Genomic DNA, 14,103 nt, shown 5'->3' with positions numbered 1-14,103 from the left:
GGGCGACGGTTCCGGGCAATTCCGCCCTTGCAACCGGAGAACCGTCATGAACGACAAATCACACGTTTCCCTCGAACAGCACGTTTGCCTGGTCTGCGGCACGGCGTTCGACACCGGCGCGATCCTGCTGGACAAGCGCCTGCGCGCGAGCATGGAGCGCCACACGGCGACCGGCTGGGGCCTGTGCCCCGAGCATCAGAAGCTGGCCGACGATGGCTTTGTCGCGCTGGTCGAATGCGATCCGCAGCGCAGCGGGTCGCAGGCTGGCGGGCGCATGAAGCCCGAGCAGGCATACCGGACCGGCCGGCTGGCCCATCTGCGGCGCACGGTGTTCGCGCAGGTGTTCAACGTGCCGATCGCGGACGAGCAGGCTTGCGTGTTCGTTGAGCCTGGCGTGATCGAGCAGTTGCAGTCGATGACAGCGCCGGCGGCGGGCTGATTGCGTCGTGCGGCCTTCGGTGCGTCGCTCCTTCGCGGGCGGCGCACATTTTCATATCCCCCCAGGGGGGATACAATTGCCACATGAACGCGACACACAAGCACTCAACCCATCCCGATCTCGTGAAGCGGCTGAAACGCGCCGATGGTCATCTTCGGCACGTCATAGGGATGATCGAAAGTGGCGAATCCTGTCTCGACATCGCCCGCCAGCTCGCGGCGGTGGAAAGCGCGGTGACGGCCGCAAAGCGCGTCCTGATCCACGACCACATCGACCATTGCCTGGCCCATGACGAAGACTCCGTTTTGACCGAAATGAAGGCACTGACCAAACTGCTCTGAGGCCCGCCGATGCTCTCCGTCCTGAAGAACCGTACCTATCGTCACCTGTTCGCCGCTCAGGTGATTGCGCTTGTCGGCACCGGCCTGATGACGGTGGCCCTTGGCCTGCTTGCCTACGATCTGGCCGGGGCGAATGCCGGCGCGGTACTCGGGACGGCACTCGCAATCAAGATGCTGGCCTATGTCGGAGTCGCCCCGGTCGCGCAGGCGTTCGCCGACCGGCTGCCGCGACGGTCGTTGCTCGTTGCCCTTGACCTAGTACGAGCATCCGTTGCGCTCTGCCTGCCCTTTGTCAGCGAAATCTGGCAAATCTATCTGCTGATCTTCGTCTTGCAGGCGGCGTCCGCAGGCTTCACGCCGACCTTTCAAGCCACTATCCCGGACATCCTTCCCGACGAAGACGAGTACACGAAAGCACTGTCGCTTTCCCGGCTGGCCTACGATTTGGAAAGCCTGATTTCCCCGATGCTGGCCGCCGCGCTACTGACGGTCATCAGCTTCCACAACCTGTTTGCCGGAACGGTTCTCGGCTTCCTCGTGTCAGCCGCGCTTGTGGTCAGCGTGAGGCTTCCCACAACCGTTCCCGGCCCGCGTCGTGGCATATGGGATCGCACTACGCGGGGCACGCGCATTTACCTCGCCACGCCGCGCCTTCGGGGTCTGCTGGCGATCAGCCTCGCGGTGGCAGCAGCGGGGTCAATGGTGATCGTGAACACGGTGGTCATCGTGAAGGCACGCTTCGGCCTGGGCGAATCCGAGGTAGCGTGGGCGCTGGCGGCCTTCGGAGGCGGGTCGATGGTTGCGGCCTTCGCGCTGCCTCGCCTGCTCGACAAGATTGCTGATCGGCCTGTCATGATTGCGGGAGCGACGATGCTGGTTGTGGGAACGGCAGCCGGGGCAATGATTCCGACATATGCCGTTCTGGTGGTGATCTGGTTGGTGGTCGGCTTCGGCTACAGCGTGGCGCAAACACCTTCCGGCCGGCTGTTGCGCCGCTCCGCTCACCCCGAGGATCGCCCCGCGGTCTTTGCCGCGCAATTCGCCCTCTCCCATGCGTGTTGGCTCATTTGCTATCCCTTGGCCGGTCGCTTCGGCGCTGCCTTTGGGCTGCAATCGACCTTCATCATCATGTCGCTGATTGGTCTTGTCGGAGTGGGACTGGCGCTGTGGCTCTGGCCCGCTAGTGATTCTTCCGACATCGCCCACGATCACCCTGATCTACCGCCAGATCATCCTCACTTGCGCGAACATGCAGACCGAGGCGGGCACCGTCATCCCATGATCGTTGACGATCTGCACCGGGACTGGGCGCGCATTTAAGAACTGCCCGCCTTTCACATCGCTGATGCCTCCGGCCCGGATTGCTATTCGGGCCTGCGCGCTTCGCTTGCCAAAAACCGCGTGCGTGGAGGTGCGAGGGAGGCGGTCTTGCTGTCCCCTTCATCGTGCCACGGCGTTCTCGCCGTCAAGGGCTGCGCGCCGATGGCGCTTGCGTTCTGGCGGCCGTCGTTGACCCCTGACTGCTTGCGCTGCGCCGTGCCCCGGAAGGGTCGGGCAATTCCGCCCGGCAACCTTTCAGGAGTTCACCATGAACAACGCACTCATCACTGACGAGCAGCGCATCGTGCTGCTGGCCAACGGCCGCGAATCCTTGGAGAACCCGGACTTCGATCCGGCACCCGTCGTCAAGCTGTTCACGCCGGATGCCGGCGCGACCTGGCTGCTGACCGAGATTGATCCCGATGACCACGACCACGCCTTTGGTCTTTGCGACCTGGGCCTGGGGATGCCGGAAATCGGCTGGGTCAGCCTGGGCGAGCTGGCGACCGTGCGCGGCAGGCTGGGCCTGCCGATCGAGCGCGACCTGTCTTTCCGCGCCGAGAAGCGGTTGAGCGCCTACGCGCGCGATGCCCGGTTGGTCGGGCGTGTCGTCGTCTGAACCAGCCCTTGGAGCGCCGCAAGGCGCTCCTTGCGCTTTCCCAACCTTCGCAGGAGATCAATGCCATGAGCAGCCATCACGACTACATCATCGAAATCACGGCGCAACACGATGCGCTCAAGCCGTTCGCGCCGGAGAACGGTCAGCCCTTGCGCTTCAAGATCGGCGACGCGGTGATCTACACCAACGAGTTTGGCGCGCAGTTCCGGCGCCGCGTCACCGGGTTCTACCAGCCTACCGAGCCTTCGGGGCTGTATGCGCGTGGCAGGCGCTACTACCTGAACTCGACTTCGCCTTGGATGCCGGTTGCGGAATCCAGCCTGCGTCCTGACGACTCGGCGTGATGCCTAAGTGCCCCTGACGGGGCGTTGCGCGCTGCGCTTGCCTCCAGGGGAAAGCCCTGCGGGCTATCCCCGCCGCGCGATGCTTGGCGCCCCTCAAAGACCGCCGAACCGGCTGCGCCGGATCGGCCAGACCACGGCAGTCGCTGTCGAACCTGTTTCCCGATGACTGGCGCATGAGCTTGTGCATCGAGCCTTGAAGGCTGTGCGTCCCCGGCCAAGAAACGTGGCCGGTCGCGCTGTCGTGCGCGTTGCGCATCGAGCCGCCTGCGGCGTCTCGCCCCTGATGGGCTTCCATCGTTCCCTCGCTCCGCTCGGCTGACGCCTCCGGCCCGGATTCCTAGATCCGGGCCTGCGCGCTTCGCTTGCCGTGCGGTCGGCGTGTTGAGGGGCCGTTGCCATGTCCAGCCGTCTCCCCTGACTTCATCACCTTCACCGCGACTGTAGCCCGCGCCCGTGTGCCGTCAAGGCGCGCAGGGCCGTGTCCTCGGCTGCGCCTGCGGGCCGCACCAACCCTGCGCTTGCCTCCTTGACGGCACCCGTTCGCGCGCTCCTGACCGTCGCGGGCGATGAACTCAGGAAAGACGGTGGCAACAGGGCCAACCGGGTTCCTCGTGCCGACCGCACCGAACAGCCGAAAGGCTGGGCTTCCGAATCTAGGAATCCGGTGTGCGGTGAACAGCAAACCCTTTTTTCTTTGTCAGGAGAAATGCCATGCAACTCGCATCCCGCTTCGCTTCCCGTTCCCCGGTGCTGCGTTCGGAACGTCCCTTGTCCGATGACCAAATCCGGGCCGTGGCCCCGTCCATCTTCGCGGACGCCCCGCACGAAAGCCGCTCGCAGCGGTACAGCTACATCCCCACCGCGACCGTGCTGCAAGAACTGCGCGGGGAAGGCTTCGAGCCTTTCATGGTGACGCAAACCCGCGTGCGCCACGACGACCGCCGCGACTACACGAAGCACATGATCCGGCTGCGCCACGCCAGCCAGATCAACGGCCGCGAGGCCAACGAAATCATCCTGCTGAACTCCCATGACGGCACTAGCAGCTATCAGATGCTGGCCGGGATGTTCCGCTTCGTTTGCAGCAATGGCCTTGTCTGCGGCGACACCGTGGCCAACGTGCGCGTTCCCCACAAGGGCGACGTAGCGGGGCACGTCATCGAAGGCGCTTACGAAGTCCTGCACGGCTTCGACCGGGCGCAGGAATCCCGCGATGCCATGCGCGCCATCACGCTCGACGCCGGGGAATCGGAAGTGTTCGCCCGCGCTGCGCTGGCATTGAAGTACGACGAGGACAAGCCCGCGCCCATCACGGAATCGCAAATCCTGATGCCGCGCCGCCACGACGACGACCGCCGCGACCTGTGGAGCGTGTTCAACCGCACGCAGGAGAACTTGACCAAAGGCGGCCTGTCCGCCCGCGCCGCGAATGGCCGCCGCCAGACCACCCGGCCCGTGCAGGGCATCGACCAAAGCGTGCGCCTCAATCGCGCCCTGTGGCTGCTGGCCGATGGCCTGCGCCAGTTGAAAGCCTGAATCCCCACGCGGCAGGGGCAGGCAGCAGCCCTTGCCGCTTCTCTCGCTGCTGCATCCCAACCGCAAGGAGTCATCACCATGAACGCCGTACTCAAAACCGAAGCCGTCGCCATCGAAGCCGCCGCCCCGCTGGAAATGGCCGACCCGTCCAAGAACCTGATTCTGGTTCCGCTCTCGCAGTTGCTGCCGCGCCGCTCCAAGCGCAACGCCCGCAAGATGCCGCGCCTGTCCATCCCCGAACTGGCCGCGAGCATTGCCCGCATCGGCTTGCTGCAAAACCTCATCGTCATCCTTTCCGCCGATGGCGAGACTTACGAGGTGGTGGCCGGCGATCGCCGCCTGACCGCCTTGAAGCTGCTGGCGAAGAAGAAGCGCATTCCCGCCGACTACGAAGTGCCGTGCCTGCTGGTGGCCGACGCTTCCGCCCGCACCGTCAGCCTTGCGGAGAACGTGCAGCGCGAGAACATGCACCCCGCCGACCAGTTCGCGGCCTTCGCCGCGCTGGTCAAGGAAGGACGCCCCATCGAGGACATTGCTGCCGACTTCGGCGTGTCCCCGCTGGTGGTGCAGCGCCGCTTGAAGCTGGCGAATGTCTCGCCGCGCCTCATGGCCGACTATCGCGCCAGTGGCGTGACGCTGGAACAGTTGATGGCCCTGACCATCACCGACGACCACGCCGCGCAGGAAGCCGCGTTCTATGGTGCGCCGGAATGGCAGCGCAGCCCGTCCAAGCTGCGCGAGCGCCTGACCGAGCGCGAAATCGACGCCACGCACGCACTGGTGCGCTTCGTCGGGCTGGACGCCTACCAGCAGGCAGGCGGCGGCATCCGCCGCGACCTGTTCGCGGAAGGCGATGCCGGAACCTACCTCACCGACGCCGGAGTGCTGGAAACGCTGGTGCGCGACAAGCTGGCAACGCTGGCCGAGGACGTGCGCGCCGAGGGCTGGGCATGGGTGGAGGCCGTACCGCATCTGGCCTACGAGGAACGGCAGGCGTTCCAGAACGCCCCGCGCCACCGCCGCGAGCCGACCACCCGCGAGGCCCGCCGCATCGCCTCGCTGGAAACCCGCCTCGAAAAGATCGACGCCGAACTGGAAGAAGCTTGCGACGCCGAGGACGAGGCCAAGGCCGAGAAGCTGGAACAGCGTCGCGATCAGGTGGTCGGCGAACTGCAAGACGCGGAGGACGCCTTGCACGGCTATGCCCCCGAGGTGCGCGAGGTGGCCGGTGCCATCGTCACCATCGACCGCAACGGCGAGGCCGTCATTCATCGCGGCCTGCTGCGCGAAGCCGAGGCGAAGGCGCTGCGCACGCTGGAAAAGCTGCGGCGCGGTTTCGGCAGCACCGAAGGCGAAGCCGCCAACGACGAGCACGAGGACGCCGACGACGCGCCCAAGGCCGCGAGCCTGTCCGACCGGCTGGCGCAGTGGTTGAGCGCCCATCGCACGGCGGCGCTGCAAATCGAAGTCGCACGGCATCCGCACGTCGCGCTGGCCGCGCTGGTGCATGGCATGGTGCAGAAGGTCTTGCAGCCCGACGCCTACGGCGATGGACTGCCACTCGGCGTGCGCCTCACGGCGCAAGACCGGCTGGAAGGCATGGCCCCGGACTGGCCGGAATCGCCTGCCGCCGTGGCGCTGCGCGAACTGCAACAGGTAGCCGGTGAAGCCTTGCCGGAGGACAGCGCCGAACTGTTCGCCGCGCTGCTGGCGAAGTCGCAAGACGAACTGGTGCGGCTGCTGGCCGTGTGCGTGGCTTCCACGGTGGACGTGGTGACGCCCCGTGCCACGCCGCACCAGCCCGGCAAGGAACTGGCGCAGGCCGTGGGCCTCGACATGGCCGCATGGTGGCAGCCGACCGCAGAAGGCTACTTCAAGCACGTTTCCAAGGCCGTGATTCTGGATGCCGTGGGCGCGTTTGCACCGGAATTCGTCACCCGGCTGGCGAAGCTCAAGAAGGCCGACATTGCCAGCGAGGCCGAGCGGCTGGCCGATGGCACCGGCTGGATGCCCGCCATCTTCAAGGCCGAAGGCCCGCAGGAGGCCGCGCAGGAAGAAGGCCCGGAGCAGGACGCCCCGGAGGATACCGAGGCAATGGCGGATGAACCCGCCGAGGCACTGGCCGCTTGACCCGCGCCGAAGGCAAGCGCCCCGGCCTCGACCGGGGCGCTTCGCTTTGTGTGGTGGCGCATCGAGACGAAGGAATAACCGCGATCAGCACCGCGCCCAGGCCGTTCCGCCCTGGGCGCGGTGGACGCGAAATCCGGGTGCGACAGTGGCCGCGCCCGGTGTTCAAGGCCAATAGCCGAATTAAAACGCCGCCGCCTTCGCGCTGGCTCAGGCGGCGGCGTTGAAGGCATCGCTGTAGTGCGCGATGCCTTCCGGCACTGTCCCATGCAGGGCCAGCGCCATGAAATAGCCGGGCGGCACGCCCGGCAGTTGCAAGCCCGCATGGGCCTGGAAGCCAAAGCGCGTGTAGTACGTTGGATCTCCCAGCAGCACGCAGCCTGCGGCCTGCATAGCCCGCAGTTCAGACAGCGCCTGTTCCATCAGGCGCGAACCGATGCCTCGCCCCTGCCTTGGCGGCAGGACGGAGATCGGCCCCAACCCATACCAGCCCTCGGTCTTTCGCCTGTGCTCATGGGTGATCGTTACTGGCGACAGCGCGACGTGACCGACGACGCGCCCATGTTCTTCGGCCACGATGGAAAGCGTCAGTTCGTTGGCGGCACGCAAGGCGCGCACGATGAATTGCTCGGTGTGGCTGGTGTGTGGTGCATCAGCGAAGGCGGCGGTCGTGACCGCTTCGATGGCGGCAATGTCGTCGGCGGTTTCGTGTCGGAGCTGGATGGTCAGGGTGTGCCACATGAGATTCAGACGCCCATCGCCATGACCCAGCCCACCAGCCCGGCTAACAGCACCACGAGCGCCGGCGGCACGCGCCCCACCGTCAGCAGTCCGAACGAGAGCAGCGCCAGCCCAAAATCCGCCTTGCTGTGGATGGCACTCGTCCATACCGGGTCATAGAGGGCGGACACCAGAATACCGACCACGCCGGCGTTGATGCCGGCCATGGCCGTCTGGATGCCCGCGCGGTGGCGCAGCCCTTCCCAGAACGGCAGTGCACCGACCAGCATGAAAAAAGCGGGGAGGAAGATCGTGCCCAGGAGTGCCAGCCCGCCGATCCAGCCATGCAGCGGTCCGTGGGCGACCGCGCCGAGGTAGGCCGAGAAAGTGAACAGCGGCCCCGGCACGGCCTGCGCCGCACCGTAGCCGGCCAGGAAGTCGGCATTGCTCACGACGCCGCTGGGCACCACCGAGGCCTGCAGCAGCGGCAGCACAACGTGTCCACCGCCGAAGACCAGTGCACCGGAGCGGTACACCCCTTCCAGCAGGGCTATCGTGGACGAGTCCGTGGCTGCCGCCCACAGGGGCAGCCCGACGAGCGGTGCGGCAAACAGCAGCAGCGCCACGATGCCCAGCTTGCGCGAGACGGGGTAGCTGTGGGCGTGGCCGCCGCCGGGTTGCGCGATCTTCAATGTCCACCAGCCCAGCAGCCCTGCCACCGCGATGGCGGCAAGCTGTCCCGCGGCCGAGGGCAGGACCATGGTCAGCAGCGCCGCCAGAATGGCCAGCGCGGCGCGCGGCCGGTCCGGGCACAACGACTTGGCCATCCCCCAGACCGCTTGCGCCACGATGGCCACGGCGACGACCTTGAGCCCGCGCACCCAGCCGGACTGGGCCAGCCCCTGGTACTCGGCGATGCCAAAGGCGAACAGGATCAGCGCAATCGCCGATGGCAAGGTGAATCCGGCCCAGGCCGCCAGCAGCCCCAGCCAGCCCGCGCGGCCCAACCCCAGCGCCATACCGACCTGGCTGCTGGCCGGCCCCGGCAGGAACTGGCACAGGGCGACCAGATCGGAGTAGCTGCGGTCATCCAGCCAGCGGCGACGCTCGACGAACTCCGAGCGGAAATAGCCCAGATGCGCGATCGGCCCGCCGAAGGAGGTCAGCCCCAGCTTGAGGAAGGCGCCGAAGACTTCGACGGGTGAGCCGCGCGCGGCAGCGGCCTCATGCTGCAAGGTGTTGGTGGAATCTGTCATTTGTGCATCGCCTCCCCGGTGAACTCCCGGATGCGGTCCTTGGCCAGCGCCAAGCCTTCCTTGCCCTTGGGCGTGATCGTGTAGAGCTTGCGCACGGTGCGCCCTTCACGCTCCTGGCGGGAGACGAGGTAGCCGTCGCGCTCCATCTTGTGCAGCATCGGGTACAGCGTTCCGGGGGAGAGGCGGTAGCCGTGGTGGGCCAGCTCGTCGATCATCCATTGCCCGTAGATCTCCTGCTCGGCTGCGTGGTGCAGCACATGCAGGCGGATCAGCCCCGACAGCAGGTCGTGGTGCTCCATGGCACGTGGAGTAGGTTTCTCTTTCATATCGAATATCGATAACGAAATTCGATAATACCAGCCTCACTTCAGATTGCCTGCCGCTTGTGCGGGAGGTCTCAGACCCTGCGACCCTCCGCATCCACCACGGCTTCGCCGTCTTCCTTGCGGAACGCGCCGCGCTGCGGCTGCGGCAGGATGTCCAGCACGGCCTCGGAAGGCCGGCACAGGCGCGTGCCCAGCGGCGTGACCACAATGGGCCGGTTGATGAGGATGGGATGCTGGAGCATGAAGTCGATCAACCGGTCATCGCCCCACTGCGGGTCGCCCAGGCCCAGTTCGGCATAGGGCGTGCCTTTCTCGCGCAGCACGGCGCGCGCCGATACGCCCATTGCGGCGATCAGCACCATCAGCGTCGCCCGATCGGGCGGGGTCTTCAGGTACTCGATGACCGTGGGCTCCTCGCCGCTGTTGCGGATCAGGGCCAGCACGTTGCGCGAGGTGCCGCAGTCGGGATTGTGGTAGATCGTGACGGTGCTCATGGGAGTGACCTGGTTGGTTATCGGGTGGCGGAGTTCGGGCCGCATTCGTACCAGCCGCGCGAGCGGTTGACCACGCGCACGACCAGCAGCATCACGGGTACCTCGATCAGCACGCCGACCACGGTGGCCAACGCCGCGCCGGACTGGAAGCCGAACAGGCTGATGGCGGCGGCCACGGCCAGCTCGAAGAAGTTGGAGGCACCAATCAGCGCCGAGGGACAGGCAATGTTGTGCTGCTCGCCCAGCCGACGGTTGAGCCAGTAGGCCAACCCGGAGTTGAAGAACACCTGGATCAGGATCGGCACCGCCAACATGGCGATCACCAGCGGCTGGCGGATGATGGCCTCGCCCTGGAAGGCGAACAGCAGCACCAGCGTGAGCAGCAGCGCCGCGATCGACAGAGGGCCGATGCGCTCCAGCGCCCGGTCGAAGGCGGCTTGGCCCTTGCTCAGCAACGCGCGGCGCCAGAGCTGGGCCAGGATGACCGGAATCACGATGTACAGACCGACCGATACCAGTAAGGTGTCCCACGGCACCGTAATGGACGATAAGCCCAGTAGCAGGCCCACGATTGGGGCGAAGGCGAAGACCATGATGGTGTCGTTCAGCGCCACCTGCGACAGCGTGAACACAGGATCGCCCCCGGTCAGCCGGCTCCAGACGAACACCATTGCCGTGCAGGGTGCGGCGGCCAGCAGGATCAGGCCCGCGACATAGCTGTCGAGCTGGTCGGAGGGCAGCCACTGCGCGAAGACCTGGCGGATGAAGATCCAGGCGAGTAGCGCCATCGAGAAGGGTTTGACGGCCCAGTTGACGAACAGCGTCACGCCGATGCCGCGCCAATGCTGCTTGACTTGGCCGAGAGCGCCGAAGTCCACCTTGAGCAGCATGGGAATGATCATCACCCAGATCAGCAGGCCCACCGGCAGGTTGACCTGCGCGATCTCCATGCGGCCGATGGCATGGAACACGCTGGGCGCGAACTGGCCGAGCGCGATACCGGCGACGATGCACAGCAGTACCCACACGCTCAGGTAGCGCTCGAAGACGCTCATGGTGGGGGCGGCCGGCACGCGGCTGGCCGTTTGGGTTCCAACACTCATCGCGCAGACCTCACTTCGTGCCGATGCTGCGCAGCTCGTGCTGCAGCGACATGGCATCCAGGCGTTGCATCGGCAGCGACAGGAATAGCTCGATGCGCCGGCGCAAGGTCAGCGCCGCATCCGTGAATGCCTTGCGCTTCTGTTCGTCGGTGCCCTCGACGGCTGCGGGATCAGGCACACCCCAATGCGCCGACATCGGGCGTCCCGGCCACACGGGGCAGACCTCGCCGGCGGCGTTGTCGCAGACCGTGAAGATGAAATCCAGCTCCGGCGCACCGGGCGCCGCGAACTCGTCCCAGTTCTTGCTGCGGTAGCCGGTGGCCGGCATGTGCAGCCGCTCCAGCGTGGCGAGTGCCAGCGGGTGGATTTCGCCCTTGGGGTGGCTGCCCGCCGAGTAGGCGCGGAAACGCCCTTGGCCCAGTTGGTTGAGAATGCCTTCGGCCAGGATGGAGCGGGCCGAATTGCCCGTGCAGATGAACAGGGCGTTGTAGGTTTTGTCTGTGGTCATGGGGGCCTCGTATCAGCAGCAGGAGGAAGCCGACTTCACCGCAACGCCTACCGGCTTGCCGCGCGTCGGGGCGCAGCAGGCAGCGGTGGAATTCGCTGCAGGCGCTGCTTCGTTGAAGACCGGGATGTTGCCCAGCGTGTGGAAATGCTCCCAGGCCACACCCTGCGGGTCGGTGATCCAGTGCTTCTCGCTGCGCGCGTAGCAGCAGGTGGTGGTGCCTTCGTCCAGCAGCGCCATGTCGGCCGCCTCGGCGCGGGCCTTCAGCACGGCCAATTCCTCGGCATCGTCGGTCTGGATGCCCAGGTGGTCGATGCCCGGCTTGTTGCCGCGCGTGGAAATGGCGAAGTTGACCGGCGGGTCTTCGAGCATCCATTTGGCGTAGTCGCCTTCGACGCGCGCGGGCTGCGCGGCGAACAGTTGGGAATAGAAGCCGATGCTGCGGTTCAGGTCATCGACGTGCAGGTGGACGTGAAAGCGCTTCATGGGGGTGATCCTTTCAGCAGGAAGTACAGGCAGAGGAGGATTCGGTGACCTCGCACGCGCCGCCCTGGCAGCAGTGCTCGGTCAGATAGCCGAGCAGCCCATTCATCTGGGTGAAGTCGGCGCGGTAGATCAGGTTGCGGCCCTGCTGCTCGATGGTGACCAGGCCGGCATGGGCCAGTTCTTTCAGGTGGAAGGACAGGGAGTTGCGGGCCACGTCGAGCTGGTCGGCGAGGACGCTGGGTGTCAGCCCTTCGGGGCCGGCGACCACCAGGGCGCGGAACACGCGCAGCCGCTGGGTATGGGCCAGGGCGCCGAGGGCGGAAATGGCTTGGGTCTCGTTCATGATTCGATAATACAACATTTATTGAATCATTGGCAAAACGCTTCAATTGAATGGAGCCTGCGCGCTTGCGAGGCTTGACTTTCAAGACAGTTGCTCACGCCTTCGCGCCTGCGGCGCTGCGCGCTTCGCTTGCCTCCAGGGGAAAGCCCTGCGGGCTATCCCCGCCGCGCGCAGCTTGGCGCCCCTCGATGTGGCCGAACCGGCTGCGCCGGATCGGCCCGTCCAGCGCCCCGCCGCGATGGACGGGGAGCTGGCGAACACGCTGGGGCTTGCTGCGGCAGGTTGTGCGAATGCGTGCCGTCCTCAACGCTGGTGGTTCTCGCCCATCACGTTACGAAGGACGGTTCACGGACATCCCGCCCGGCATCGCTATGGAGCTTCCACGCCACGCCTCAAGACCGGCGCCGCAAGGTGCGGCTGGGGCGTTCTCGCTCGTCGTCGGGTCGTTGACCTGGCCCGCGTCAGTGGGCAAGCCGGCGCAGCCTTCGTGCGGGGATGCCGAGCAGGCCCTATCTCCTTTCGGAGCGGTTCGACCCAAGGCGTCCTTGTCTCGTTGTGAATCCTGGCGGTGGCGCGGCTGCGCCTCGGGCTTCATGGCTGCAACCGTCCGGCGAAAACAATTTCCCCGCCGCTGCACGGCTTCCTCGCGCAGCAAATTCTTTTCGCCTCCCGGCTCTCCACTGCGTTTCGACCGCAAGCGGTGCAGCCAGCCCGTCCCCCGCCGGCCGGATCACAACAAGGACGCGATGGGCGCGAACCTTGTTCAACCGAAAGGAGAAAACATCATGGCCAACATCGGCACCTTCACCACCGACAAAGACGGCTTCACCGGCACGCTGCGCACCCTGACGCTCAACGTCAAGGTCAAGCTGGTTCCCAACGACAAGGCCAGCAGGGAGAACGCCCCCGACTTCCGCCTCCAGGCCGCCGGCCACGACATCGGCGCGGCGTGGAACAAGACCAGCGAGGCCGGGCGGGAATACAAGTCCGTGACCCTCGACGATCCTTCGTTCCCGGCTCCGGTCTATGCCCGCCTGATCGAAGGCGAGGACGGCACGCACGACCTGATCTGGTCGCGCAGCAAGCCCCAGGCGGCGTGACCGCCGCAGCGCCCCGCCCACCGCGGCGGGGCGCTGTGCTGCTGTTCGCAGCACATCACCGCGTCACGCGCGCGGTTTTGCCGCATCGCGTTCCTTCAACACCGCCTCCAGCTCCTGGCGCACCTGCGCCAGCAGCTCGTCGGCCTTGTGCGGGCTGTCGCCCGCGTAGGCCAGCGTCAGCAGCGTGAGCGGGTGGATCTCCATCACCTCGCACAGCTCGGCCAGCTTATGCAGGGTCGGGCTTTTCAGGTCGCGTTCGAGGGTGCTCATATAGGTGCGGCTGGACACGTCAGAGAAGGCTTCCTGGCTCAAGCCACGCGCCTTTCTAACGATCTTCAACGCCTTCGCCACTGAGTTCCCAGCCGCCACCTATGGTTTCCCTCGAAAAACCAAGATGACAGCCCATTGCGCACTATAGGACTACAATCTATAGTGTTCATTTGGTGTTCTACGTTTTTGTGCCTTTACGGAAATCCGCATCGGCGGATTCCAGCAAAGCCACGCAAGCGCATCCGTGCTTGCGCACGGAGGCGTAAATCCGGTTTGACGGTTCTGCGCTTGGGCGTGAAACCGTATCCGTGCATCATTGGATTTGTGGGATTGCCGACCATGTCCCAGCCACTCGCCACCGCCCCGGAGCGCGCGCAACTGCTCGCCAACGGCGAGGCCCGCGCCGCTGGCCGGGCCATCGACCCGGTGCCCGTGGTGCGGCTGTTCACGCCGGACGCGCATGTGACCTGGCTGCTGGCCGCGCTCGATCCCGCCGATGGCGACACTGCCTGGGGACTCATCGACTTGGGAATCGGGATGCCGGCGCAGGGAACCGTCAAGCTGTCCGAGCTGGCCGGCATCGTCGGGCCGCGCCAGCAGCCCGTGATGCGCGACCTCTATTTCCGCCCCACGCGCACGCTGTCGGAATACACCCGGCTGGCCGAGCGCGACGGAGCAATCCCGGACTGACTACGGCCTACTGTGACTTTTTCAGTCTGGTGTCATACCGGGTAAGTCTCAATCGAGATTCTTGCGGCGTAGCCCCATCAGTCT

Annotated in this window: 18 protein-coding genes; 9 read left to right on the top strand and 9 right to left on the bottom strand. The window is 65.9% G+C overall.

Going from position 1 to position 14,103, the window contains the following annotated elements:
- The first annotated feature begins 46 nt into the window (after positions 1 to 46).
- The 7 genes from AD428_RS00280 (at position 47) to AD428_RS00250 (ending at position 6,729) form a co-directional block, all read left to right on the top strand.
- Positions 47 to 439: a hypothetical protein gene (locus AD428_RS00280; RefSeq protein ID WP_023114166.1), complete on the top strand. Its 393-nt coding sequence runs from the start codon at positions 47 to 49 to the stop codon at positions 437 to 439.
- Positions 440 to 522: 83 nt separating this feature from the next.
- Positions 523 to 780, top strand: coding sequence for a metal-sensing transcriptional repressor (locus AD428_RS00275; protein WP_003111693.1), 258 nt, complete (start codon positions 523 to 525; stop codon positions 778 to 780).
- A gap of 9 nt (positions 781 to 789) precedes the next feature.
- Positions 790 to 2,100 carry an MFS transporter gene (locus AD428_RS00270; RefSeq protein WP_023103967.1) on the top strand — a complete coding sequence of 437 codons (1,311 nt, stop codon included), beginning with the start codon at positions 790 to 792 and terminating at the stop codon, positions 2,098 to 2,100.
- A 268-nt stretch (positions 2,101 to 2,368) separates the two neighbouring features.
- Positions 2,369 to 2,719 (top strand): DUF2958 domain-containing protein, encoded by a 351-nt coding sequence (locus AD428_RS00265; protein ID WP_023114168.1) that lies wholly within the window; start codon positions 2,369 to 2,371, stop codon positions 2,717 to 2,719.
- Between the two features lie 65 nt (positions 2,720 to 2,784).
- Entirely contained in the window at positions 2,785 to 3,063 is a 279-nt protein-coding gene (locus AD428_RS00260; protein WP_023114169.1) for a hypothetical protein, read from the top strand.
- A gap of 711 nt (positions 3,064 to 3,774) precedes the next feature.
- Positions 3,775 to 4,599: a DUF932 domain-containing protein gene (locus AD428_RS00255; protein WP_023125153.1), complete on the top strand. Its 825-nt coding sequence runs from the start codon at positions 3,775 to 3,777 to the stop codon at positions 4,597 to 4,599.
- 78 nt (positions 4,600 to 4,677) lie between these two features.
- Positions 4,678 to 6,729: a ParB/RepB/Spo0J family partition protein gene (locus tag AD428_RS00250; protein WP_053243687.1), complete on the top strand. Its 2,052-nt coding sequence runs from the start codon at positions 4,678 to 4,680 to the stop codon at positions 6,727 to 6,729.
- Positions 6,730 to 6,936: 207 nt separating this feature from the next.
- Here the strand turns inward: AD428_RS00250 and AD428_RS00245 are convergent, their stop codons facing one another.
- The 8 genes from AD428_RS00245 to AD428_RS00210 all read right to left on the bottom strand — a co-directional run bounded on the left by AD428_RS00245 (position 6,937) and on the right by AD428_RS00210 (position 11,977).
- Positions 6,937 to 7,455, bottom strand: a complete 519-nt coding sequence (locus AD428_RS00245) for a GNAT family N-acetyltransferase (protein ID WP_023980163.1) — start codon at positions 7,453 to 7,455, stop codon at positions 6,937 to 6,939.
- A 17-nt stretch (positions 7,456 to 7,472) separates the two neighbouring features.
- Positions 7,473 to 8,702 (bottom strand): chromate efflux transporter, encoded by a 1,230-nt coding sequence (chrA, locus tag AD428_RS00240; protein WP_053243686.1) that lies wholly within the window; start codon positions 8,700 to 8,702, stop codon positions 7,473 to 7,475.
- Positions 8,699 to 9,028 (bottom strand): PadR family transcriptional regulator, encoded by a 330-nt coding sequence (locus tag AD428_RS00235; protein ID WP_015014846.1) that lies wholly within the window; start codon positions 9,026 to 9,028, stop codon positions 8,699 to 8,701. Before AD428_RS00235 ends, chrA begins: the two co-directional genes overlap by 4 nt.
- Positions 9,029 to 9,099: 71 nt before the next feature.
- The gene (arsC, locus tag AD428_RS00230; protein ID WP_013721779.1) at positions 9,100 to 9,522 is read right to left on the bottom strand and encodes an arsenate reductase (glutaredoxin); all 423 of its coding nucleotides are present in this window, start codon (positions 9,520 to 9,522) and stop codon (positions 9,100 to 9,102) included.
- Positions 9,523 to 9,539: 17 nt separating this feature from the next.
- Positions 9,540 to 10,625, bottom strand: coding sequence for an ACR3 family arsenite efflux transporter (gene arsB / locus AD428_RS00225; RefSeq protein ID WP_013721778.1), 1,086 nt, complete (start codon positions 10,623 to 10,625; stop codon positions 9,540 to 9,542).
- A 10-nt stretch (positions 10,626 to 10,635) separates the two neighbouring features.
- Positions 10,636 to 11,133 carry an arsenate reductase ArsC gene (locus tag AD428_RS00220; RefSeq protein WP_053243685.1) on the bottom strand — a complete coding sequence of 166 codons (498 nt, stop codon included), beginning with the start codon at positions 11,131 to 11,133 and terminating at the stop codon, positions 10,636 to 10,638.
- Between the two features lie 12 nt (positions 11,134 to 11,145).
- Positions 11,146 to 11,616 carry an ArsI/CadI family heavy metal resistance metalloenzyme gene (locus AD428_RS00215; RefSeq protein WP_053243684.1) on the bottom strand — a complete coding sequence of 157 codons (471 nt, stop codon included), beginning with the start codon at positions 11,614 to 11,616 and terminating at the stop codon, positions 11,146 to 11,148.
- A 13-nt stretch (positions 11,617 to 11,629) separates the two neighbouring features.
- Positions 11,630 to 11,977, bottom strand: a complete 348-nt coding sequence (locus AD428_RS00210; RefSeq protein WP_003107245.1) for an ArsR/SmtB family transcription factor — start codon at positions 11,975 to 11,977, stop codon at positions 11,630 to 11,632.
- Positions 11,978 to 12,744: 767 nt separating this feature from the next.
- Here AD428_RS00210 and AD428_RS00205 point away from each other — a divergent pair.
- Entirely contained in the window at positions 12,745 to 13,059 is a 315-nt protein-coding gene (locus AD428_RS00205) for a DUF736 domain-containing protein (protein WP_053243683.1), read from the top strand.
- A 63-nt stretch (positions 13,060 to 13,122) separates the two neighbouring features.
- Here the strand turns inward: AD428_RS00205 and AD428_RS00200 are convergent, their stop codons facing one another.
- Positions 13,123 to 13,428, bottom strand: coding sequence for a helix-turn-helix domain-containing protein (locus tag AD428_RS00200; protein WP_082308182.1), 306 nt, complete (start codon positions 13,426 to 13,428; stop codon positions 13,123 to 13,125).
- Positions 13,429 to 13,668: 240 nt separating this feature from the next.
- On the opposite strand from AD428_RS00200, the gene AD428_RS00195 reads away from it, so the two are divergent.
- Complete coding sequence (locus AD428_RS00195; protein WP_053243682.1) at positions 13,669 to 14,019, top strand: DUF2958 domain-containing protein; 351 nt, start codon at positions 13,669 to 13,671, stop codon at positions 14,017 to 14,019.
- Positions 14,020 to 14,103 lie beyond the last annotated feature (84 nt).

The organism is Achromobacter sp. DMS1, from assembly GCF_001270295.1.
The sequence above is the reverse complement of the archived record's forward strand: the minus strand, read 5'-3'. Positions and strand labels throughout refer to the sequence as shown.